This is a genomic window from Alphaproteobacteria bacterium (assembly GCA_030680745.1).
In the GTDB taxonomy this organism is placed as follows: domain Bacteria; phylum Pseudomonadota; class Alphaproteobacteria; order JAUXUR01; family JAUXUR01; genus JAUXUR01.
Map to the genome: position 1 here is coordinate 1 of JAUXUR010000083.1, position 25,014 is coordinate 25,014.

Annotated in this window: 21 protein-coding genes; 10 read left to right on the plus strand and 11 right to left on the minus strand. The window is 33.4% G+C overall.

Annotated features, from left to right (window positions below; all coding sequences use genetic code 11):
* Positions 1-389: 389 nt before the first annotated feature.
* The 3 genes from Q8L85_10365 (at position 390) to Q8L85_10375 (ending at position 4,740) form a co-directional block, all read left to right on the plus strand.
* On the plus strand, positions 390-2,231 hold the full coding sequence (locus tag Q8L85_10365; protein MDP1725088.1) for a leucine-rich repeat domain-containing protein: 1,842 nt from the start codon (positions 390-392) through the stop codon (positions 2,229-2,231).
* Positions 2,232-2,614: 383 nt separating this feature from the next.
* Positions 2,615-3,748, plus strand: a complete 1,134-nt coding sequence (locus Q8L85_10370) for a hypothetical protein (protein MDP1725089.1) — start codon at positions 2,615-2,617, stop codon at positions 3,746-3,748.
* Positions 3,749-4,134: 386 nt separating this feature from the next.
* Positions 4,135-4,740 carry a nitroreductase family protein gene (locus tag Q8L85_10375; protein ID MDP1725090.1) on the plus strand — a complete coding sequence of 202 codons (606 nt, stop codon included), beginning with the start codon at positions 4,135-4,137 and terminating at the stop codon, positions 4,738-4,740.
* Between the two features lie 346 nt (positions 4,741-5,086).
* Here Q8L85_10375 and Q8L85_10380 read toward each other — a convergent pair whose 3' ends face one another.
* From Q8L85_10380 to ileS, 4 genes are all read right to left on the minus strand, one after another.
* Positions 5,087-6,427 carry a hypothetical protein gene (locus tag Q8L85_10380; GenBank protein ID MDP1725091.1) on the minus strand — a complete coding sequence of 447 codons (1,341 nt, stop codon included), beginning with the start codon at positions 6,425-6,427 and terminating at the stop codon, positions 5,087-5,089.
* Positions 6,428-7,089: 662 nt separating this feature from the next.
* Positions 7,090-7,977, minus strand: a complete 888-nt coding sequence (locus Q8L85_10385) for a hypothetical protein (GenBank protein MDP1725092.1) — start codon at positions 7,975-7,977, stop codon at positions 7,090-7,092.
* 71 nt (positions 7,978-8,048) lie between these two features.
* A complete protein-coding gene (locus Q8L85_10390; GenBank protein ID MDP1725093.1) occupies positions 8,049-9,008 on the minus strand; it encodes an acetyl-CoA carboxylase carboxyltransferase subunit alpha in 960 nt (319 codons plus the stop codon).
* A gap of 10 nt (positions 9,009-9,018) precedes the next feature.
* Entirely contained in the window at positions 9,019-11,814 is a 2,796-nt protein-coding gene (gene ileS / locus Q8L85_10395) for an isoleucine--tRNA ligase (GenBank protein MDP1725094.1), read from the minus strand.
* A gap of 160 nt (positions 11,815-11,974) precedes the next feature.
* Here ileS and Q8L85_10400 point away from each other — a divergent pair, with 160 nt between their 5' ends.
* Positions 11,975-12,865 carry an Rpn family recombination-promoting nuclease/putative transposase gene (locus tag Q8L85_10400; GenBank protein MDP1725095.1) on the plus strand — a complete coding sequence of 297 codons (891 nt, stop codon included), beginning with the start codon at positions 11,975-11,977 and terminating at the stop codon, positions 12,863-12,865.
* Positions 12,866-13,010: 145 nt separating this feature from the next.
* Positions 13,011-13,484 carry a hypothetical protein gene (locus tag Q8L85_10405; protein MDP1725096.1) on the plus strand — a complete coding sequence of 158 codons (474 nt, stop codon included), beginning with the start codon at positions 13,011-13,013 and terminating at the stop codon, positions 13,482-13,484.
* Between the two features lie 61 nt (positions 13,485-13,545).
* Here the strand turns inward: Q8L85_10405 and Q8L85_10410 are convergent, their stop codons facing one another.
* Positions 13,546-14,001, minus strand: coding sequence for a MaoC family dehydratase (locus Q8L85_10410; protein ID MDP1725097.1), 456 nt, complete (start codon positions 13,999-14,001; stop codon positions 13,546-13,548).
* Between the two features lie 164 nt (positions 14,002-14,165).
* Positions 14,166-15,029, minus strand: a complete 864-nt coding sequence (gene ubiA / locus Q8L85_10415) for a 4-hydroxybenzoate octaprenyltransferase (protein ID MDP1725098.1) — start codon at positions 15,027-15,029, stop codon at positions 14,166-14,168.
* Between ubiA and Q8L85_10420 the strand changes: the two genes are divergently transcribed.
* Positions 14,998-15,756, plus strand: a complete 759-nt coding sequence (locus Q8L85_10420) for a 16S rRNA (uracil(1498)-N(3))-methyltransferase (GenBank protein ID MDP1725099.1) — start codon at positions 14,998-15,000, stop codon at positions 15,754-15,756. The genes ubiA and Q8L85_10420 overlap by 32 nt on opposite strands.
* A complete protein-coding gene (locus Q8L85_10425) occupies positions 15,756-16,946 on the plus strand; it encodes a glutamate-cysteine ligase family protein (GenBank protein MDP1725100.1) in 1,191 nt (396 codons plus the stop codon). Before Q8L85_10420 ends, Q8L85_10425 begins: the two co-directional genes overlap by 1 nt.
* A 165-nt stretch (positions 16,947-17,111) precedes the next feature.
* On the opposite strand, the gene Q8L85_10430 is transcribed toward Q8L85_10425, so the two are convergent.
* Together Q8L85_10430 and Q8L85_10435 are read right to left on the minus strand one after the other, a co-directional pair.
* The gene (locus Q8L85_10430) at positions 17,112-17,915 is read right to left on the minus strand and encodes a hypothetical protein (GenBank protein MDP1725101.1); all 804 of its coding nucleotides are present in this window, start codon (positions 17,913-17,915) and stop codon (positions 17,112-17,114) included.
* A 277-nt stretch (positions 17,916-18,192) separates the two neighbouring features.
* Positions 18,193-19,401 carry a trypsin-like peptidase domain-containing protein gene (locus Q8L85_10435; GenBank protein MDP1725102.1) on the minus strand — a complete coding sequence of 403 codons (1,209 nt, stop codon included), beginning with the start codon at positions 19,399-19,401 and terminating at the stop codon, positions 18,193-18,195.
* Between the two features lie 308 nt (positions 19,402-19,709).
* Between Q8L85_10435 and Q8L85_10440 the strand changes: the two genes are divergently transcribed.
* The 3 genes from Q8L85_10440 (at position 19,710) to ccmE (ending at position 21,838) form a co-directional block, all read left to right on the plus strand.
* Positions 19,710-20,378: a heme exporter protein CcmB gene (locus Q8L85_10440; protein MDP1725103.1), complete on the plus strand. Its 669-nt coding sequence runs from the start codon at positions 19,710-19,712 to the stop codon at positions 20,376-20,378.
* Between the two features lie 167 nt (positions 20,379-20,545).
* On the plus strand, positions 20,546-21,286 hold the full coding sequence (gene ccmC, locus Q8L85_10445; protein ID MDP1725104.1) for a heme ABC transporter permease CcmC: 741 nt from the start codon (positions 20,546-20,548) through the stop codon (positions 21,284-21,286).
* Positions 21,287-21,394: 108 nt separating this feature from the next.
* The gene (gene ccmE / locus Q8L85_10450; protein MDP1725105.1) at positions 21,395-21,838 is read left to right on the plus strand and encodes a cytochrome c maturation protein CcmE; all 444 of its coding nucleotides are present in this window, start codon (positions 21,395-21,397) and stop codon (positions 21,836-21,838) included.
* A gap of 69 nt (positions 21,839-21,907) precedes the next feature.
* On the opposite strand, the gene Q8L85_10455 is transcribed toward ccmE, so the two are convergent.
* The 3 genes from Q8L85_10455 to Q8L85_10465 all read right to left on the minus strand — a co-directional run bounded on the left by Q8L85_10455 (position 21,908) and on the right by Q8L85_10465 (position 24,970).
* Positions 21,908-23,347, minus strand: a complete 1,440-nt coding sequence (locus Q8L85_10455) for a hypothetical protein (GenBank protein MDP1725106.1) — start codon at positions 23,345-23,347, stop codon at positions 21,908-21,910.
* 137 nt (positions 23,348-23,484) lie between these two features.
* Positions 23,485-23,862, minus strand: a complete 378-nt coding sequence (locus tag Q8L85_10460; GenBank protein ID MDP1725107.1) for a hypothetical protein — start codon at positions 23,860-23,862, stop codon at positions 23,485-23,487.
* Positions 23,863-23,947: 85 nt separating this feature from the next.
* A complete protein-coding gene (locus tag Q8L85_10465; GenBank protein MDP1725108.1) occupies positions 23,948-24,970 on the minus strand; it encodes an alpha/beta fold hydrolase in 1,023 nt (340 codons plus the stop codon).
* Positions 24,971-25,014 lie beyond the last annotated feature (44 nt).

Below are 25,014 nucleotides of genomic sequence, written 5' to 3' on the forward strand. Positions count from 1 at the left end.
AAAAATACAAAGACAGAGTTTTAAAAAATATAATGTCGCGTGCTCAATCGTTGGGATATGTGCTGTTAAGAAAACCGGAAAATGATGTCAAAAAAAATGACTTGTTATCAACATCTTAAGTCTTGGTCATTAGAAGGGGCAAAGCCCCGCGGCAATCTAAAAAACTTTTAATAAAAAATAAATTTTAGCTTTAAAGTTTAAGATTGCCACACCCCCTACGGGGATTCGCAATGACGATTGTTTTTGTTTTTTTTAATTCAAGAGCCGAAATTCAAAAAATATAATTTTAAAATTCCGTCTAAATCAAAATGTCAACAGCCCTTAATAAAAAATTAATATTTTTAATTTATACTACAATAAATACATTACTTTAAAAGAAAGGCAATATCATGAAAAAAATTGTTTTAGCATTATTATTAGCTATATCCTATGTTCACATAAAAGGTGTAAAGGCAGAAGAACTTACAGAAGAAGAAAAAATAATAAGAACAAATGATTTTCTTGATAGTTTTAAAAAAGATGAGCAAAAATATGATGTTGATGAATTTAATTTTTATGAAAATATTATGCAAGGAACTCTAGCTTTAGAATTTTTTGATATTTCAGATAACACACTCAAAAAAGTATGCAATTTAACTTGGTTGAACTTATTCAATACTAATTCGTCTAAACTACCTGAATGCATTGGAAATCTAATAAATTTGCAACAGCTCTCTGTTAATTCAGATGAATTAAAAAATATACCTGAGTCCATTGGAAATCTAATAAATTTAACAAGACTTGCTCTTAACCAAAATCAATTACAAAAACTACCTGAATCAATTGGGAATCTAACAAATTTACAATCCCTCATTCTTACTAGCAATAAATTAACAAGCTTACCTAAGTCCATTGGAAATCTAATAAATTTAAAATATCTCCGACTTCAAGATAATCAATTACAAAATCTACCTGAATCCTTTGCAAATTTAACTGCTTCGATTGTATTGATTTTACTTGACGGTAATCCGTTACAAACAAATGGCATGGGTGCCTCTTTAGGGGAAACTGAATTGCACCGCATTTTTGGGAATCGTGTTAGCCTTCCATTTGTAGGAAAAAGAAACTACTACATGATACCCATGAGTGAGAACGCACTTTACACAAAACTTGATGCCATCAATATTTCAATTAATCGTGACAAAATTAAAGATTATAAATTGCCCAATATTCCTGATCTTGCCTGGAATGCAGACATTTTTATGAAAAATTGGGATACATTATTGCATATGCTTGTCCTTGAAGGTGAAAATGCTATTTCCTATGAATTATTAGCGAATGATTTTCAAGGTGATAATGATAATTTGAGTAACACAGAAAAAATAGAAACACGAATTTTCCCACGCTTAAATGGATTCGTTAAACATATGTGGGATCTTCCTTTAGCGCCGGGAGAAGATCAAGGATGGCAAATGTATGAAGATTCTATCCCAGAGCTCAAGAAAAACCTATCTTTTATTATTGCGCGCATGATTGATGAAAAGCTTGATATAGATACACGTCACGTTTTAATGGCCATGCTTACCAACGCGTTGTTCCATTGCCCTACTGGTCAAAAAGAAGGCATTGAAACCATGCTTATTGCTTTAGTGACCGATGTCACACAAGAAGCATTGTTTGATAAAATATTTCTTATTTTAGCACGTGAAAAGAACATGCTCTTTAAAGTTGCTATCATGCCTGGTGATAATGGTCAAAACGTCCATATGATCAGCACTTATTTTGATAAATTAAAGGATACATTGGGGTTAACCGCCTATTTTAGTGCTTTTAAAGAGAAAATTGGTGCTATGGGAAATGATCCTTTTGGAGGACATTTAGGTAATGCTTTGGAAGCTTTTTACACAAAATTTAACCCAGATTATCTGCTTAAAGTGATCATGGATAATATTGAAAACGAACAAGAATTTATGTCACGCATAAATGCTGAAGGTGAAGATCTTATTAAAGCGGGCGAATGTTTAATTGAATCTAAAAAACAACGATCAATTATTACTGACGATTTTGTAGGCTATCTTACAAAAGAAAAAATACTTCCAACAAAACTTAAAGATGGAAAACCTTATCTTGAAGGATGGGAAGATTATTTCAAACAAGACCCAATGGGTGATGTCTATCCAGAGGTAAAACCTGAAGGTGTCCTAAAGATTTTGATTAAGATGGGCGTTTTAAAAGAACGCGCGGCTCCCTAAAATTTTAATATAGTCGTTTAACTTTATACGTTAAGTTAAACGACTACAGGAACCTCTTCAAAAGGCATATTACCGCCTCTCAAGGTACACGATACACACCAATTAACAACACAAAAATAATGCCATCAATAAATTTTAACTTCAGTATATTATCAATAAAAAATAGAAATGCACCAATGTTTAAATTAAATTACAACAAATAAAAACCATTATAATAAAAAATATTTAAATAAAAAGCATATTAACAATAATAATAATTATATTATGACGCTCTTGACAAAATAAAATTTTTTTGTATTATTCAAACATACATTATTTAATTTAAAATAAAATTTACCATAAATTAAATAATATATACTTAAAACACAAAAAGGAATTATACGATGAAATTAAATAGACTTAATATAAAATTTACATTTTTAACATTTTTTATATTATTTAGTGCAAATTCTAACTTTGCTTTTTCAGCAAAAAAATCAGATTTAGAAGCACAAAGACAAAAAATAGGTAAACACCATCATAATAATACAAATATAGTGCCGAAATTTACGATGCCTTGCTCAAGAATAAATTGTCAAAAAGCATTACCTTATTTTGCTCTTATGGCAGTGGCATCTAGCATAGGAACAATGTATACAATTAATGGTAATTTTCCAATTGTAGAAAATGATACACCTAATTTAGGGAATGAATTAAATACATTTAATCAATTCAATGCGACAGATGTAATTTCCGCTAATAATTCAACCCTTTCAAATCAAGTCGTAAATGAAATAGCATTATATACAGGCTCTCTCAATAAGACTGAAGAATTGTTGCCTCAAAATCAAACCAGCTGTTCGCATCATAATGCAATTGATTTTTCTACGCGTTTTGTCGCTATGGATGATGGACAAGAAACAACAACTTTTACAAATATTGGCAGAGATACAAATAATCTGCCTGTTGTTTATGGAGCAGATCAAAGTAATGCATTAAAACAATTTGAAAATAGTTTAATTAACTATGATTTGTTTGATGATAATCAGATGATTAAAGATGGTTATGTGTATAGGATACAAAAAAACAGCGTGTTAAAGATATTGAAAGAATTAACTTCTGATAATACTCAAAAACCTAATATTGAGCTTAATATAAAAAGTGGAAGGGTCTTTGATGATTATGTAACTTTTGAAGTTGATGTATATATCAATAAGATGAAATCAAAAAAATCACTCTATATCGATGTTTCAAGTGAATATGAATCCTTTTCTACAAACAATAGCCCTTTTATGCATACATTTAATTATTTTGATAATGTGCAAGGCGCATATCATAATAATAAATATTATAAACCTGCATATGAAGATTGGAAATTAATCTTACAAACTGTTGAAGCATTTGATAATGTAGATCTTATATTTCGAGAAAACTCTGAAAATGTAATAGAGTCAACAGGAGAATATGAAGTATTAAAGTATGACCTTCTTATTGGGGGCACAAAAGTAAGAGAATATGAATTTAAACATAAAGTTTAAGTTTCTGTTTCTTTTATTTACAATATATAAATTGGCCGATAAAAAGGCTAATTTATAAAACAAGTGCATTCTAAAAGCTATTGTTTTATTATAAGAAATTTTATTTCTTTCTATGCTATAGTAAATTCTAATAAAAATCGTAACACCTAACTCCCTTCCTACGTCCCGCGACTTGATCGCGGGATCCAGAAAGCGTTTTAAAAGACTTTATTCTTAATTTATAGTCATCACTTCTGTACCATGGATCCCGCGGGACGTAGGAGGTTTGTAGTGTTTTCAAATTATTCCACTATAAAAACATTCACTCAATAAGGGATTGCTTTTAGATTTTTTATTATGCTACCCTTTTCAAGTTTTTAGGTGTTTAACGAAACCAAGAGGAAAAGATGCATACATTTGAAGCGATAAGATCAAGACGTGCAGTAAAACATTTCGACCCAAACCATCGTTTAACAAAAGACGAAGAAAATATGTTAATTGATTTGGCCTGTCAAACGCCTTCATCATTTAATATTCAACATTGGCGTCTTGTAAAAGTAACTGATCCAAAATTACGCCATCAAATCCGTGAAGTTTCTGCAGATCAAGCTCAAGTAACAGATGCGTCTCTTCTTTTAGTCGTTTGTGGTGATGTAAAGGCATGGGAAAAAAATCCCAAACGTTATTGGAATGAGACGCCAAAACAAGTACAAGACATTATCTTACCATGGATTCATTCATTTTATGACGGCAAAGAGCAACTTCAAAGAGATGAAGTAATGCGTTCTGTTGGATTGATTGCACAAACAATTATGTTGGCAGCTAAAGCAATGAATTATGATTCTTGTCCAATGATAGGTTTTGATCAAGAAAAAGTAGCGTCTCTTATAAATCTTCCAAAAGATCACGCTATAGGAATGATGCTTGTTGTAGGTAAAATCGTTAAATTATCCGGAGCTAAACCTGGCTTTATTGAAAAAGCTGATATGATTATTGAGAATCGTTTTTCTTAAATTCATATAGCTGATCCCTTGTAAATTTAGATAAAGAATACAGAGAAAAGCCTATTAAAACATAGGTAGCGACGAAATACGCGATATCGATTTATAAGGGGTCAGCTATATTTTGATAAAGCGTATCTACATCAATTTTTTCTATTTTCTTAACTTATTCTAAAAACATTGCTAAGTAGTTATGTGTCACCAAAAAAAAAATTAAAAAAATATTTTGGGGATATACACCATGCTCAAACATGAAAATTTGGTCGGCAAAAGCAAGTGGTTAGTCATATTATTAATATGTCTTGAGTAATTTTAGGGAGTGACCAATTCAAATTGGTCACTCCTGTTACCAAAATCTTTAATTGGCCATAGGATAATATAGGTTTAATTTTTCCATCGCATCTTGCAAGGCCTGGGAATCCTCACGAATTCCCGAATTTAAAAGCTTAGCAATATAAGATTTATGTTGCGAGATAACCAAAGATTGTGCATCTGAAGATGACATATCAATCCCCTCGTAGCCTTTCCCAAACCAAACCAGGTAAGAGCTAGCATTACTAATGACCCTGAAAAGATTATAAAGTTTCTCATCTTCAACAGAATTTTCAATAAATAAGGGCTTAACCCTCATCGTGGCATCTAAAAACGAATGTATACGATGTGCATATTCTGCATCTAAATGCATTTCTCTCATGGGATAAGGTGAACCTATAAAAGAAAACATAAACAAGTCTGCAAAATTAACGTTTTTGTTTCTTTTAACAAAATTAATAATTGCAGTAATCCGCGCCTTAAAAAAAGCAGAGTTCTTAAGAATGATTCCGGGTTCATATCGTCTTGTAATTGGCTCACAAACATCATCTATATACTCAAGCAAATCATGGTCTTGAAGAATATCTTCCCATCCAAGAATAATCTCTATTGACTTGTCAGACAAAGGCTGATGCAAAATTTCACGCAAAATTTGATTTCCGCGCTGTGGATAAATATCCATTGCGAATTCATGATCAAACACATAAAAACGTAACTTTCCATCATTGCAATAACGCAAGGCAATATTCTTGGCATTAACATCATCACTGTTACATAAAAGTTGAAAAAGTCCTATTTCTTGCATAGACTGTGAATCAAGATATTTTAAGATAAGATTACGATTTTCATCCGTATATTCCTTCAATACAAAAGCAGTTGTGACAACGGCATTGTTAGTTGAAAAATAATCACCGAAGTTACGAACCTCATCTGGAATGATAGGGGACTCTTTATCACAGAATTGCACGAATCTTTCTATATTATATGTCCGACCATTGAATTCCGATAAATAGGCAGGAACAACGCAATTCAACCCAGATTTACGAGAAATTTGATAAACCAAAGGTTCAAGCTTCGCTCTATCCCTATGGTATACTTTTCCACCTAATTTACACACGGCGAAGGGTATTTTCGTTTCTGCATCATAAATAACTTTAATCGGATTTTGTCCACAATTATCTTTTGCGTCGATTCTACTTAGTCCAAATCTATCAAGATGATCTTTTACTTTCTCTAAAAATGTTGTCGCTGGCCCAAATTCCGGATGATCTAAAATGTCTGGATTGGTAGCATTAAGAATCGTGATATGGAACAAAATGATGAGGACGGCAGACATAGAAATAAAAAAGATTCTTCTGCCTTGGATGGATTCAATTTTTTTAGTCATTTTTCACTCATATTAGAATTAACATTGATATGCGTTGCATTTTTTTAATTTTTTCATTTATAAAACAAGCATAACTTAATGATATGCTTTTATTCATCTTAAAAATAATTCAAAAAACTGCAACATGAAAGACACATAACAATTTCATAACTCATTTGCAATAAAAATTTTTTTAATTATACAAAATATACTTAGTTGTATTTGTATAATTAAAAATTATTTTATTGATTTAATACAAAAAAGTGAACCATACCCGATTCCTAAGATTTAAAGGAAGCACAATGTGCTAGATTTATGGATAATAATAATCCGTATCTTGCCCCGCTGGGCTCAAAAGCAAATAAAACGCAGCCTTTTACGAATACTAAGTATTACCTAACGGAATTTTTGCGCCACTTCTTGATTCATGTGACCTACAAATTCTGATAAATCACCCTGATCCACATAATCCAAGGAATAAAGCCCATTAAAATATAGATGAGCGACGAAATACGCGATATCAATTTATAAAGGAAGAGCTATATTTTGATAAATTAGAGAATCACTAATAAGGTTTTTTACTTTTTCTTTTTTATTTTTTTCTATTTTTTAAGTAAAAATTCTATATTTTGAAAAAGAATATCTACAGTAATTATCAATATAAACTAATTAAATTATAATTATTATAAATATTTTAAAAATTCTTTTCTTAAACAAAGTCTGTTTGTTTTAAAAACACCATGCTCTTTTTTGATGAATGAAATTTTTTCTTGAAAAAGATTAGATAGACTAACGGAGGAAAACAATAAAATATTCTCATTTTTTTCAATATGAACAAGACTTAAAACCCAATGTTCAAAAAGATTATTCATAAGATTGTTGATTGAAGACAAAGAATGCTTTTTTAAAAAATTATCTATTTTATAAAGCTCTATTTGGGTGAAATGAAAACCATCAATGATTTTCGTATCATTTTTTATATTATTGTCAATATCTTCTAAAAATCCATCTTCAATTTCTTTATAATATGACTCAATCCAATTTTCAGAAAAACAAGATAAAGGAAGCAATAGATCAAAAATTTTTTTATCTCTATCACTTGTTACATTTGCCTTAAAACATAACGTATTTGATATAATTGCTAACAATAACAAATGAATAGAATCTTGTGATAATTGATGTAATGAATCAATCGCTTTCTCTGCAATAAGAGTTGCACATGCACCAACGGGCTCAATAATGGCTTTCTGACACAATCGATCCTTCCAAAATTTCTCATAACCATAATGATGATCAAATACAAAATCAATTGCATCCAAAGAAATTTTTGAATCAATATGATTAGGATCAGATATATCAAGTAAAATATATCGATCCACATCTTCTAATTTGTCAATAAAAGATTCTTTATAATGATGAAATTTTTTTGGAATTGTTCCATTAAAAGGCCCAGGAAGAAATATTGAACTTTTAATATTATCTAGGGCTAATATTTCACTTAATGCAATTGCACACGCCAAAACATCAATATCAACATATTTTGTTCCTGCTGTTAAAACATATCTTTTCATAAGCTAAGTATTCTACAACACTCCATAAAATGTTGATAATTTGTTCGCTATTTGATCATCTCTTTAAACAATCAACCTACAATCCCAACACGCCCCATTTCAATAAACTTTGCACGGCGTTTTTCACGTAAAACACTACCATCCACGCCGATCAATTCTTTGAGGGCGCGTTCGAGTGTATCGCTTAATTTATTGACTGCCTCTTGTGGTATACGATGCGCGCCACCTAATGGTTCGGGAATAATGCCATCGATGACTTTTAACTTTAATAAATCTTGGGCTGTTAATTTTAAAGCTTCGGCAGCTGTTACTTTATAATCGGCACTACGCCATAAAATAGATGCACAACCTTCTGCTGAAATAACGGAATAAACAGCATGCTCGAACATAAAGATTTGATCCGCAACGGCGAGTGCGATTGCACCACCTGATCCGCCTTCACCTGTAATAATTGAAATCAAGGGCGTTTTAATAGTCAAACATTTTTCAATCGATCGTGCGATTGCTTCAGCTTGACCGCGTGTTTCAGCATCAAGGCCGGGATAAGCACCTGCCGTATCCACCAAACAAATAACAGGTAATTTTAAACGATCGGCGAGATCCATTAATCGTTGCGCTTTGCGATAGCCTTCTGGTCTCGCCATACCGAAATTATGACGCAATCTTGATTCCGTATCCGATCCGCGCTCATGTCCAATAATAACAGCGGCATAGCCTTTGATGCGACCAATGCCACCTATAATGGCCTGATCTTCAGCAAACAATCTATCTCCCGCCAAAGGTATAAAATCTTGAACGAACCCTTGAATAAAATCTTTGAAACGAGGGCGTTGCGGATGACGTGCCACTTGTATTTTTTGATAAGGTGTTAATTTGCCATAAATTTGCTTTAAAAGTTTGGATACTTTGTTTTGTAATTTATCAACTTCATCAGCAATATTGACATTAGAACTACCGCTTAGATGGCGTAATTCTTCAATTTTGCCTTCAAGTTCTAGAATAGGCGCCTCAAAATCAAGAGCTTGATACATCAATAAATCCTTAAGCCGTTTGTTTTAAATTTTGCTGTGCGTCATTCAAAGCTTCTTCACAACGATCACAAGTCTTAGGCTCTGCTTTTGGCGCAACTTCTTCCAAAATACGCCAGCAACGTACACATTTTTCGCCTTCAGCTATATGAATTTGCACTTTAATACCAGGTGTTTCAAGCAATTCAAAAACAGGACCCTCTAATTTATCTTCTTGCGTCACGTTGGAACTAATCGAAATTTCAGCTAAATCCAACCCATTTACAAGGTCTAAATATTCCTTGGATAATTCAATATGAGGATGCGCTTGAAGGCTTGAACCCAATTTCTTTTGTGCGCGTTCGATTTCTATAGCGCCCGTAATAACAGAACGAATATCACGAATTTTTTGCCATTTCGCATCAATGTTTGGATTAGACCAAGAAGAAGGCACACGTTCAATTTGATGGAGATGAATTGAATCTTGTTTTTCTTGCGCATCAAGGTAACGCGCGAAAAATGCGTCTTCAATCGTGAAACACAAAACAGGTGCCAACCATTTAGATAAATAATTGAAAAGAATATCTAAAACTGTACGACAAGCACGTCTTTTAAGCGACGTCACCGCATCACAATATAAACTATCTTTTCGAATATCAAAATAAAGCGCCGACAGATCTGTTGTACAAAAGGTGTGTAGCTCTGAGTAAAATGAATTAAGATTAAAGCTTTGGTTCATCTCGATCAATTTTTGATCGAGTTCGTACAAACGATGTAAGATCCATTGCTCAAGTTCAGGCAGATCTTTATAATCAAGACGCTCTTCTTGCTTGAAGCCATCAAGATTTCCAAGGACAAAACGTAATGTATTACGGATTTTACGATAGACTTCAGAATGTTGTTTAATGATATCCATACTGACACGAATATCTTCTGTGTAATTGGTGCTCACCAACCAAAGTCTTAAAATATCGGCGCCATATTGATCAATCACTTGCGACAACGCGATCCCATTGCCCAAAGATTTCGATATTTTACGGCCTTTATCATCGACGATAAAACCATGTGTTAAAACAGTTTTAAAGGGCGCTTTGCCACCATTGCCGCATGCTACAAGCAAGGAGGATTGAAACCAACCGCGATGCTGATCTGATCCTTCAAGATACAAATCCGCAGGCCATGAAACTTCTTTACGTTTATCGAGTACAAAACGATGAGTCGTGCCAGATTCAAACCAAACATCGATAATATCTTTAATGGGTTCATAATCGGCCAAATTATAATCGGGTTCTAAGAAGCGTTTATATTCACCTTCAAACCAAACATCGGATCCTTTTTCTTTGAACGCGTCATAAATACGAGCAAACACTTTTGGATCTTTAAGAATTGCACCTGTTTCTTTATGCACAAAAATAGCGATCGGCACACCCCAAACACGTTGACGCGAAATACACCAATCTGGCCTGTTTTCAACCATTGATCGAATACGATTGCGACCTGTATCAGGGATCCATCTTGTATCATCAATAGCTTTCAATACAACATCTTTAAGGCCGCCGTGCTGAACAGGAATAAACCATTGTGGAACGGTTCTGTAAATGAGAGGTGCCTTAGAACGCCATGAATGAGGATAAGAATGGGTAATTTGGGTTGACGCTAATAATTTGGATTGTTTTTCCAAAAGCTCAATCACCGCTTTATCAGCTTTAAAAACATGTTGTCCTGCAAATTGCGGCACATGTTTATAATAAGTCCCATCAACATCCACCGTTTGAGGCACTTCAAGATTGAATTTCTTACCTAAATAAAAATCGTCTTCACCATGACCAGGTGCAGTATGCACAAGCCCTGTTCCTTGACTTGTAATGACGTAATCAGCAGGCAGAAGTGGCACCTCAAAATCATACCCCAATCCATTGAATGGATGCGTGGCTATCGTGCCTTCAAGCTGCTCGCCTTTTAATTGCGCAACAATTTTAACATCAGCAAATGTACAAGTTTGTTGAACATCGCTAAGTAAATCAGCGGCTATTAAGAATCTGCCTTTATCACACGTAATAACGACATAATCAATGTCAGGGCCATAAGCAATCGCCCGGTTCCCAGGTATCGTCCAAGGTGTTGTTGTCCAAATAATGGCTTGCGTATTTTTAAGTGATTCATGACTTAGTTTCACAATAGGGAAGGCAACATAAATTGACGAGGATTGCTTGTCGTAATATTCAACTTCAGCTTCTGCCAAGGTCGTTTTTTCAACAACAGACCACATAACAGGCCGAAATCCACGATAAAATTGATCGGATAAAACGAAATGGGTGAGCTCTTTATAAATTTCGGCTTCAGCCTCAATGCTCATCGTGACATAAGGATTGTCCCAATCACCTACAACACCAATACGTTTGAATTCAGAACGCTGCACATCAATCCAAGATTTTGCAAATTGACGACATTCTTCACGAAATTCTAAAGGCGAAATGGAATCTTTGTCTTTACCATCTTTGCGATATTTTTCTTCGATTTTCCATTCGATGGGTAATCCATGGCAATCCCAACCTGGAATATAATAAGCGTCTTTACCTTGCATTTGTTGCAAACGGTTAATAACGTCTTTTAACACTTTATTAAGAGCTGTCCCTAAATGGATATGACCATTGGCAAAAGGTGGGCCATCATGCAGCACAAATTTAGGACGATTTTTACTGTCTTTTCTAATTCTGTCAAAGAGACCAATTTTTTCCCAATAAGCCAATAAATCTGGCTCACGCTCCACTAAATTCGCACGCATGGCAAAATTTGTTTTGGGTAAAAATACGCTGTCTTTAACGTCCATGATGTATTCCTTTATATTTTCTTAAAGTACCTTCGTTATACCAAAAAAAAGAGATTTTCACTATAAATATCTTCGCTAAATATATCTTCACTAAGGCATTTCTGTACTTTTTAATACGAAATATGATACAATTTCACAGTATATGACAAAAGGTTTTTAAATGTTATCCAAATTCTTAGATCCCAAAAATGATGTTGCTTTTAAAAAAATCTTTGGCACCGAAAAGAATAAGGATATTCTTATCCATTTTTTAAACGATATGCTGACTTTTAAGGAAAATGAGCCCATTGAGGATGTGACTTTTCTTAAAACAGTACAAGATCCTGAAATTGCGGCACAAAAAACAAGTATTGTTGATATTTTATGTAAAGATAACAAAGGTAATCAATATATTGTTGAAATTCAAGTCGCTAAAGAAAAAGGCTTTGAAAAACGCGCTCAATATTACGCCGCAAAAGCTTATTCTGCGCAAACACGAATTGGTGGGGCCTATGCGGATCTTAAGGAAATTATCTTTTTAGCCATTTCTAATTTTGTTATATTTCCGAATAAAGAAAATTATAAATCAGATCATATTATTTTGGATAAAGACAGTTTTGAAAATGATCTTAAAGATTTTTCATTCACTTTTTTAGAACTCCCTAAATTTAAAAAAAATATCAATGAACTTAAAACAATTGTTGAAAAATGGATGTATTTTTTTAAATTTGCTGAAGACACAGCCGAAAAAGATGTCCCCAAAATTATTGCAGGCGACGATATTATTGAACGTGCTTATGATGAACTCAATCGATTTTCGTGGAACGAAGAAGAACTTTTGATTTATGATCAAGCCGAAAAGTATGAAGGCGCCTATATTGCGTCAATGGAGCAAAAATATGATGAAGGCCTTGAAAAAGGTGATAAAATAGGTATTGAGAAAGGTCTTGAAAAAGGCCAACAGATTGAAAAAGTAAAAATTGCAGAGAATCTCCTTAAAGCAGGATTAGATAAAGAAATAACATCTCAAACAACAGGTCTTTCTATTGATGTTATTAACAAACTTTTCTAAAAAAGAATTTCTGTTTTTATACTTATTCATAATATAACAAAGTTTTTTAAATGATATCCAAATTCTTAGATCTTCAAAAAACACGATCTTGATTTATTTTTAAAATAGTCATAACGTATAAATTAAAACCGCATGGAGGAAATTTATGAAAAAATACAAATATCTTTTGGCTTTTATTTGCTTTATAGCTACAAGCTTCGACTCGCAAGCTGACGATTATCCAACATTGGGACAATTTATAAGTGCTCAACCACTACTTGCTGAATTTGAAGCAACGAATAGTCTTCTTCATATTCCTGTGACAGAAGTCTACAAAAAATTTGGTCCAAATCAAGATAATTATGAGTACAGATATATAACCTTCACTGAAGCACAAACAGAACCATCAAGTAATAAAACTTTTGGCCAAATGATTAAAGAGTTTAATCTTGAAGATATGGAGCCAGCCATAGAAAACAATAATGTCGGAACAATTATTCTAACATTTATGGCACCTGAAAGCGTAACACAAGCTGGTATGAATTTTGTAGCAAGCTTCAGGCATGTTCCTGATACCGAAACAGATCCAAACTTAGAAAAAGCTAAGGCTCAAATAAGCAGCGGATGTAGTGTTCAGTAACCCGATTAAAGATATTAACAAACTGATGAATAGGCCAGAATAACCGGCCTATCCAATAACACTATCGTGACGCTGCTTGTTTCTGCACTTGCGATGGCACCATAATGGTTGCCTCACCTTCCATCACAATCTGACCATTCACATAGCATTCTGTCTTTAAATCGACGAATTTTTTATCTGGATTTAAACTTAAAACAGAAACTTTGGCTTCAACGACATCGCCAATACGCACTGGTCGTTTAAAGCGAATATTTTGACTGACATAAATGGAGCCAGGTCCAGGAAGTTTTGTGCCTAAAACGGTTGAGATATAACTCGCGGACAACATCCCATGCGCAATGCGGCCTTTAAACATCGTATTTTTAGCAAATTCTTCATCAAGATGTACTGCATTATGATCGCCCGAAATACGTGCAAAATCTTTAATGTCTTGATCTGATACTTGATGCGCATATGAATCGCTCATACCCACCGATAATTCTTCGAAAAAGTATCCCTTAGATTTAGATTCAGTCATTTTTTCCTCCTGGATAGCACCCATCCTATGGGCAAATTCGTCGTCAGGCCTGCGCTTCCGGTACTCATGTACGAAGAAGTACACTCCGTTCCGGTTCTCTCCCTTTCTAGACTTTGCCTCATAATTTGGGCGGATCTATAAAGAAGATTTATACCTTATTTATTCTAACTCAGATAAAACGCAAAAAAAACAATTAATCCAAAAATGACATTTGATTCAAATTTCTTTTGACAATCTTGGCCATTATTTAATTCTAATGTCGTGATTTGCCAAATCAATTGAAGCAAGGCGACATTTATTAACATATAAAAAACGTAATTTCGACTTTCCAAATAGCCTGCTATCAGAATGAGCCCTATTGCCATCGTATAAACAACCAACAGAAAATACGGTGTTTTTTCTTTAAATAACAAAGCTGTTGATTTAACGCCAATCAATGCATCATCCTTTTTATCTTGATGCGCATAGATAGTATCATAACCAAGCGTCCAAAAAATACCTGCAATATATAAGCAAAGACAGCTTACGGATAATTCTTCGTGATAGGTTAAATACCCCAAAAGAACGCCATAATTAAACGTAAAGCCTAGAAATAATTGCGGCCAATAGGTAATACGTTTCATGAAAGGATAAAAGCCCACAAGAATTAAAGAGCCCATCCCCCAATAAATGACGCGCAAGGGAAATTGCAGCAGAATCAAAAGACTCGGCAACAATAAAAGACCTAAAAAAATAATGGCATTCAAGCGTGTTAATGTTTGTGAAGCGAGTGGTCGAATTTTTGTACGCTCAACTTTGCGATCAATATCAATATCGGCAAGATCATTGATAACGCAACCAGCACCACGCATTAAAAAGGCGCCAAGCACAAATAACACAATATAATGAAAAGACGGACTTGTATTTCCAAGACTTAGACCCCATAAACAAGGAAGCAGAAGCAAAAAAGCGCCAACTGGTCTATGAAGACGCATCAATTTTAAATATGGGTCAAACATGCTCAAACGTTCTAACCATAATTTGCCCATTAATTTACCTCGTTTATATATAGATGATATTCTTTTCGACCATAAAGCCATTGAATTAAAAGAATCTGCCTTTCATTACCTACACCATGTCTTACGTAAAAAGCTAGAAGATTTTTTACTTGTTTTTGATGGAAAATCAGGTTTATGGAAAGCGCAAATCAGTTTATTATCCAAGAAAAGTCTTAGCATCACGATTATTGAGAAAACAAATGATTTCAAAACCTCATCTGGTGTACATCTTTATTTTGCACCTTTAAAACCCAAACGTCTTGATATGATAATTGAAAAAGCAACAGAATTGGGCATTCAACAATTTTGTCCGATTATTACAGAATTCACGCAAAATCGGGATGTTAATTTAGAAAAATTACACCTAAATGCAATTGAAGCGTCAGAACAATGCGAACGATTGGATATCCCTTCTTTTCAAGCCATTCAACCCTTGAAAAATGCGCTTTCCAACTATGATCCAAAACGTATTTTGTTATTTGCAGATGAAACACAAAATGCCCCTTCTATAATAGAGGTGCTTTCTACACAAAATTGCTCTAAAATAGATCTATTAATCGGTCCTGAAGGTGGTTTTTCAACGACTGAACGCCATTACTTAAGATCATTACCCTTTGTTAAACCCTGCCATTTAGGCCCAAATATCTTACGCGCTGAAACAGCTGCAATTTTTGGTCTTTCTTGTATTATGGCTTATAAATTTCATGGAAATTCTTGATGTCTACACTTAATTCTGAAAACGATACGCGTCTAACATCCTATGACCAACTTATAGATTATTTTTTAACTGCTGAAAAACCAGAAGAATCTTGGAAAATTGGTGTCGAACATGAAAAATTTATCGTTGATAAAGACACCAAAAAACCATTCGCTTATGAAGGCCATCAAAGCATTTTAGCAATTTTTGAAAAACTACAAGCAAAAGCTTGGGAACCTATTTATGATAAGACCCACATTATTGGGCTCAAAAAAGATAAAACAATTATATCACTAGAACCCGGCGGTCAATTAGAATTGAGCGGCGCGCCGCATAGCAATTTGGAAGATGTCACGCACGAAATAAACCAACATTTAAAAGATCTTCATCAAATATTACCTTCCTTAAATGGCCAGATTTTATGGACAGGCGTCCATCCCACTGCCAAACGCGACGATATGGCACAAGTACCAAAATCACGCTATGTATTAATGAAGAAATATATGCCTATGGTCGGATCTATGGGCCTTGATATGATGCTTCGAACATCAAGCATTCAGGTGAATCTTGATTTTTCATCCGAAGCTGACATGGTTCAAAAATTCCGAATTGCAACAGCTTTAACACCTTTCGTTGTTGCACTTTTTGCCAATTCTAGAGCACTTGAAGGTAAAGACACAGGATTTGAATCTTATCGTACGCATATTTGGCACAATACCGATAATGACAGATCAGGATTATTGCCTTTTGTCTTTGATGATACAATGGGATATAAAGCCTATATCGATTATGCGCTTAATGTGCCCATGTATTTCATTATGCGCGACAACCAATATGTTGATGCACTTGGTGTTAAATTCATTGATTTTTTGGAAAATAAAGCTGAAAAATTAAAAGAATATCAAGCGACTATGGGCGATTGGGTCAATCATCTAACAACTTTATTCCCAGAAATCCGTCTGAAATCCTATCTTGAAGTCCGCATGATGGATGCTGGTACGCCCGAAATGATTTCAAAAGCAGCCTATTTTTGGAGCAGCGTTCTGTATGATCATGATATTCGAAATGAAATCTATGATTTGATTATGTCTTGGCCTAAAGAACAGATTTATAAAGCCTATCAAGAAGTCTCTAAATTAGGATTTGAAACACCCTTTTTGGGTGGCACACTCATGGATTTAAAAAAGAGTTTATTGGATAGGCTTTACTAGGGATTGTTGATATTTGGTTTAATAAAATGAGCGTATGCACGTCCCACACGAAAATAGCCGGGTGGTATGCAAGGCTGTTTGTGGCAATCCACACTTTTTATCGAATTATTCAAAAGTGTGGGTTGCCGCGCGTCTTCGCCACTCGCAGTTATCAAGCGTTTGATTTTAAAATATTTTTTCATTTTTTGCATTTTGACTAAGACCCAAAAGCATAGGCATTAATAAGTCACGATGTGCAGCCTTGGCTTCTTTGTTATTCCATAACATCTTGATCGCACAGATTTTATCTTTTTCATCTTTTGCATACAACGCAAAATCCAAAAGAAGAAGAGTTAATCGAATGCGATGGGTATCTTTTATCCTAATACTATCCCATAATTCAATAATATGAGTCAGTTTTGTACTTTCATTAAGGTCACTTTCAATGAGATTCAAACCTATGGTGATTAATTCATCAAAATTAGTTTTATTTTTGAAATGCCAGAGCATTCCAAAAGCTAAAAATTTTTTCTTTTCATCTTTTGCATGTTGACTAAGGTCTAACAATATTGGGCTTAATAAATCACGACATAAAGTATCTTTATACCAGAGTTTACCGAGCATTTCCCATTTAACAGTTTCATTATTTGTGTTTTCTACAAACTCTAAAAGTCTAGACTTAACTACATTATGAAATATGAAAAGAGCATAAAATTTAACATTTTCATCTTGTGCATGTATAGCAAAGTCTCTAATTGCAAGAGCTAAGGCTAAAAATAGAATCTCTTCTATTGTATTTTCAGGAAAGTTTATCAACCTGCAACAAGCATTCAATCGTTGATTTTCAGGTTTTGATTCATCTCTTGCGATAGTTAGATATTGCTCAATAGATAAAGATTCAATTTCAAGTATATTATCATCATCAACGGCGAATGTATTGAAACTGACCAATGAAAGAAGAATAGAAAACGTTAATATTGTTTTTTTCATTTTACTACCTTGTTAATTTTATTAATGTACATCAATTTACATTTATTCAAAAATAAACTGAATGAATTCAATGGTACAGCATCTGTTTCATTGAAAATACCCGTAAAAAATACTGGGTTTTTTATTTTTATTGAGGAGTGATTTTTTTTATTTGCATCTATTTCGATGTATTGAAAAACATATTTGGGCTCTGTTCGAGCCCATAAGACTCGAACAGAGATTTAGAAAATCAGAAAGCTTCTTTCACTCCATGAGTTTCAAAAAAACAACTAATTTTTTACTTACTAAACTCTTCCACAAAACATGTAGCAAGTTTATTACTATTCAAAGCAATATTTGAAACTGTTTCAATCCATTCTAAATTGGTTTGAATTGGTATCATAACAACAGTAAGTAATTGAAATGCTCTCTCAAGATGCTTTATCTCTTTATTAAATGAATTTTTTAAAAAATGATCCAAATATTCGCTGCAACCTCTTAAATAAAAATCATAATATTCTTTATGAATTATTTCTTCAAATTGTTTAACAGATACATTTGGGCCTTCAATAAGATATCCATAGAAACCATTTTCAGGATGGAAAAAAATAGAAATAAGACTGTTATTGTAGACTTTATCACCTATCCATTCATAATTTTTATCATTTGGCTCTTTATAATCCAGTTTACAACAGAACTCCATACGAGGCATGAGGGCTTTGCTTAAACCCATTATTTTGTTTTCTTGAACAATTGGTCCGCCACTATCACCCTGAAGTGGATAAGAGGGCGAAGATTTAAGAAGTTCACTATTTTTAAGACATATTCCTTCATCTTTTAGTTTTTTAATGCCACTAAATTCTTCAATAAGTTTATCTTTAAGAGGTATAGCAAAAGAAACAAGAAAGTAATGCCCGAACATACAACCAAAAGGTACATTTAATGAGTCCATATCATAAGAATTCAGCTTGTTCATGAATGCTAATTCAAGTTCACCTTTTCGGCATAGCAAACCATTTGAATTTTTTAAAGCGCCAGGATGTTCTTCGGCACTAGTAGCGCCAAAGCCATAAACATTTCCTTTAATAACTGATATTGGGTCTGATGATTTGGGTAATTCAAAAAATTTTTCTATTTCACTAACAGGTTCTTTTAAAACAAAAAGCGCAAGATCTGTCATTTGGTCTGGATTAGTATAGAATACTATTGCTTCATTTGGACGCCCATCGCCTATATCAACATTTGCTTTTTCTTTTAGAACTTGTTGATTGTTTAAAAATTCATCAGCAACATGTTTTGCCGTTAATCCTAAATAACCATTACCTTCTTTAAAAAGAACACCACTTCCAGTGAATCTACCATCAGTAGTATAAATGCGAACGATACCTTTTTGAAAACACTCATCAGAAGATACAACTTCAACATCTTGACCGCCTACAGCTTGTAGCTCAGTATGCAGCAAACAAAAAACTGAAAAAACGCTTAGAACGATTTTATTAAACTTCATATTATTAAACTCCTTACATATTACATGAAACATTCTATTTATATTTATTCAAAAACAAAATGAATGAATTTAATAATACAGCATCCGTTTCATTGAAAATACCCGTAAAAAATACTGGGTTTTTTATTTTTGCTGAAGAACGTTTTTTTGTGTTTTGTTATATTTCAATAAGTTAAAAGATATATAAAATTTTTATGATTGAGTACGCTCTTCTAAAGAGAAATCTTATTAAATCCCCATCGTATAACTTGAAACTTTTGAAAATACTGCTATCCTAAGCGCACATCATCATATGGAAAAATTTCGTAATGCACATTTTTTCAAGCCTATTAAAACGTGAATTTTTATTGTTAACCCGTAATAAAGAAATATTTTTTACGCTTCTACTTTTCTTTGGGCTTTCGCTTTTTCTTTTTCCATTTGCACTTTCATCGGATGCTGCCCAACTCAAATTATTTGGTCCGGGGCTTTTATGGGTTATCACCATCTTTACAATTTTATCCTCTGTTGAATCCTTTTATAAAAAAGATAATGATAATAGCTTATTATCCTTTTATTACATTCAAAAAACGCCTTTTATTCTTGTTTTTTTTGCTAAAATTATCACTCATTTTTGCCTTATGATCAGCATCCTAATGATTATATTACCACTTTTTGGGTTGTTTTTTGGACTAGAGCTTAAATCAATTGTAATTCTAAGCGCAAGCCTTTTACTTGGCATACCACCCTTAATTACGCTGATTCATTTTGCTATTGCCCTTACTTTATCAACGCAAAAAACGGGGATGCTTGTTCTTGTGATTGTATTACCCTTCATTATTCCCATTTTAATTTTTGGCGTAGGGACCGTTACGTTTTACGAGACTGGACAAACACTTAAACAACCCTTTATGTTTATGGCAGCTATATTCCTTTTTGTATTTGCTTTTGTCCCGTGGATAGCAGCGTACGCACTGAAAGAATCAGCCAGACAATGACTTTTTTTGAAATCCTACTGCTGCGGACGATTGATGCGTCACTTCGGTACTCAGAGCCGTGTGTTATTAAGGATACATTGTGGTCTTCCGTGCCGAATCTCCTATCGCGCGTCTCACAGCAGCGAATTTCAAAAGAAGTCAAACTAAAATTAGGAACGAACAGATAAATGACACGTTTTGCGAACCCTAAGAAGTTTTACAATTTAAGCCAAAAATTAATCCCTATTTTAGGCGTTGCGACCCTTTTATTTTTTGCAATTGGGCTTTATTTTGCTTTATTTCATTCACCCGCCGATTACCAACAGGGCGAATCCGTTCGTATGATGTATATCCATGTACCAACCGCTTGGCTTTCAACACTCATCTTTGTCTTTATGGCGACCATGAGTGGTGTTGCTTTTGTTTGGCGCCATCCACTTGCTGATTTATTAGCACAAGAAGCAGCACTCATAGGCGCTATTTATACAAGCATCGCACTCATCACAGGTTCTTTATGGGGAAAACTCGCTTGGGGAGCCTATTGGGTATGGGATGCGCGCCTAACATCAGTGCTTATTCTTTTGTTTCTATATATCGCTTATTTAGCCCTTAAACAATCCATGCAAGATAAACCTATCGCATCTAAAATGCTGCGCTTATTAGCGCTTATTGGATTATTAAATATCCCGATCATTAAAGGCTCTGTCCAATGGTGGACAACGCTTCACCAACCACCAAGCATCATACGGTCACTTGGCATAAGCATTCATATGTCCATGCTTATTCCCTTATTATTGATGGCTGCTGCTTTTGGACTTTTTTTTCTTACTATTTTACTGATGCGCACACAAACACGTCTTTTAAACATTAAAACAATTGCACTTCTTAAAAAACAGGATCAACTTGATGACCCATCCCTTGCTGCTTAGCCTCGCTTATGCTTCATGTTTTATACTCCTCACAGGATTACTTTTTAAAACATATAAAAAGCGACGTGAAGCCCAAAAAAAATTTGAAAATGTTTCTAAGAAATCAAAATGAAACCTAAATATAAACGTCTTTCAATTGTTCTTTTGGTTATAACATTGTTGGGTGGTGCGCTTACGCTTACCTTATGCGCACTTGAAGAATCAATGATGTATTTCATGACGCCAGAAGAACTTTTATCCAAAAAAGAACAATTCCTAAATCAGCAAATCCGATTAGGCGGCCTCGTCAAAGAAAATTCGCTTAAAGCACTACCCGAACCCATGAGCGTTGAATTTATAGTAACCGACACCAATCAAGAATTAAAAATGATCTATAACGGCATCCTGCCCGATCTTTTTCGTGAAGGCCAAGGCATTATTGCGATTGGCAAACTCACCGAAAATAATCAGTTTGAAGCAACGCAGATACTCGCCAAGCATGACGAGACCTATATGCCAAAAGAAGTTGCCGATGCGCTTAAGAAGAAAGCTTTATGGAAAGATAGTCGATAGCCATTGGAAGGATACATCGTCACGCCTCACTCATGTATATAAGAATACACTTCGTTCGTTGTTCCTTGCCTACTTCTCAATTCTATCAACTAAAATTGCTGTTTTAAACAAAGCATCAATAAGAAATCCTTTTAAATGCGTATTGATTGTATCTTCATAAATTTTACCATGTGCATGAAAACATGTTTTTACTTGATTAAGCACTACAAAATAACGAGAACCACTATGTCGCTCAACATTTGCGCCCAAGCTTTTTAAAAATTGATCAATTTCAGACCAATTTAATTCTTTTAAATGATAGCGACCTGGTTTTAAGATTTGCTCTAAAAAAGCATTTGAATACGATGCTAAAATAATATTAATTTTTTCTTCTTCAGTATAAATTTTAGGTATTACTGATAATTTTTTGGATATATCTTTAGGATATCTTTTTTGTTCTCTATATAGTTTTTCAACATTAATTTTTGTCCACCAACGATCTTCTTCAATTTCATCATTTGGCGTTTCATTTTGGGTATGATCAATTATTTGAGAAGACAAATCATCATGCTGATCTTTTTTTATAATTATTTCAGTATGCGGCGATAGATTTATTGAATCCGAAATGCATGGCTCTATTATTTCATTATGTTTGGGTATTTCTATTGCCTTAGAAGAAGATGAATTCAATGTTACAACAGATTCTTTTTTTATTATTTTATGAATAATTGGTTTTTCAAACTCTACATTTTGCGATTTTTTATCTTCTTCTATTTTTTGACAAAATGATGCTTGATTAATCAATTGACCCATAGAAGAAAGATCTTTAAGAAGTTCGATTAATTTATCGTTTATATAATTATATGTTTCATCTTGTTTATAAATAGGACTTGAATTATAAAGCATCTGAAGACCATCATGCACTAACTTTTCTTTAATAGTTACCCCCGGCAATAACTCACTATGTACATTTAATTTCAGCACATCAATATATTCATTAATTTTTTCAATAAAACTCATACAAAATGATGTCATCACGATATCATTTTCAATTTTCGGCTCTTTTTCATGAAGTTTAGAGAATAATTTTTTAAATTTTTCATACAAATATTCTATAGCAAGATTATCTTTTATTTTTGGATTATGTAAACACGTATTATTAACTTCTTTAAAATTACCTTTAATAAGATAATGTTCTAAATATTTTTTAAACCGACGAATAGATTTAAGGTCATTCATAAAAAAAGTTTTATGGTTATTTAAATGTAACTTAAAATAATTAGGAAGCTTTCTTTCATGAGGAAAAACCGCCTTCAAAGGGGAATCTGTATGTTTTTCAGAAAATCTTTTAGGTTCATTTTCATAATAGGAAATTGTATCTTGAAGGATTGATTCGAGCATTTCAAATAAACCCAATATTTCAACAAAAACATCCCTCGTTTCAGCTTTAAAGGATTCCGTATTAATTTGAAAACATCCATAAGATTTTAAAGGCATTAAAAAAAATACCAACAACAGAAAACGAATCATTAGAATCAACACCTTTTTTTTAAAAATTATATAATCAGGTATTATTACTACATTGAATATGAAAAATTCAACAAAAAATATTACTATAATAATAAAATAATATAAATATTATTTTAATCCAAAAAATTACAACCGATTTACTGCACGTCGCACTTAAATTTTCTAATAAAACCAGGTACTAAGCTCCCCCCTTTTTGAGTCGCTTTAATCATAGGCGTTGGTATTTTTGATTTTCGTGCGATAATTGTTAACATTTCTTTCGATTTTAATTTTTTTTGCGGACAAACAATGGTTGATTTTTGAAACTGGGCATCTTTTTGGTCAACAGAAAAAGAAATAAGCTTGTCCATGTTATCACCCTTAATATTATGCTTTGCTCTTGGCCCCAGCACAATATCAGCAGAACCAACCCTAAATGTCACTTGAACATCGCTATCGTTTTTAAGAAGTGTATCCGCAAAACTTACACTAGAAAAAAGTAAAACTATAACACCAGCAAACCATAATTTATTCATTTTTATCTCCATGTAGTTTCTGTTATTGCTAACTTCAGTCTACATGGAAAATATTAAAACTTCATAAATCGTTCTTTACGATTCATTATTTTAAAGATGTCTTTAAAAAACTATCAACTAAATCAGCTATTTTTTGGTGGGTATCACCACGATTAACTGAAGGATCATCACGACAAACACCCTCAGCAAATATGAATCCCGCTTCATTGCATTTATTCATAAATATAAAATGACCAACTTTTCCTTCTAACAGATGAAATTCTGATGATTTTACATGCTGTTTCAAATATTGTGCATTTGCTTCTATCGGCATTAATCTGTCATTTTCACCGGCAACAATCAAAAAAGGCAATGTAATAGCTGAAAGTGACTTATCCGTAAATTGATGTCCAAAAGCAGGTGCAAAACTAATAAAGGCTTTAATTCTTGAGTCTTTATAATTTTTTTCAACCGATGACCAATCCATCGCCTCAATTTTCTTGAGCGCATAAGGGGCTGTTTCATCCTTGTCATAAAAATAAGTATCAACAAAAGTCTTAAGTCTTGGACCTTCCATTTGACCGCCGGCCAAAAACGTTGCAGTCATGCCGCCTTTTGAAAAACCCCCAGCTACAATTTTAGAAGGATCTATTTTCGTTTTCCATTCGGAATGATCCAATAATTTGGTGAGCACAAAAGAAACATCAAGTGGTCTTTCCCAAAAACGGCCTAAAGAATAATCAATCTGTTCATTCATATAGGCATTCCCAAAATGCTCAACAGAAGCAATCATATATCCTTTGGGCACAAGAGCATCTGCAAGCCATGCAATATCACTAAAAGAACCTGCGTGACCGTGTGAATAAAGAATTAATGGATAATTTTTGAGTTGTCCTGAAATAGGTGCATTTCTTGCAATTTCTTTTCGGATCGCAATGCCTTTTGTAATAGGCTCAGTTTGAGTACTCACATCAACAGGATAAAAAAGCTGAATCGGTATTATTCTATTATTGCGACTAGGATCTTGAAATTCAATAATTTGAGAACCTGTTTTAAATGTATTATCAGCAAATGTATTTGTTGATAAAGAAAGAAAAATAACAAAAATTAAGCATATATTTTTTTTCATTTAGAAAACCTTCATAATATTAAAACTAATAAACTATACCTTTT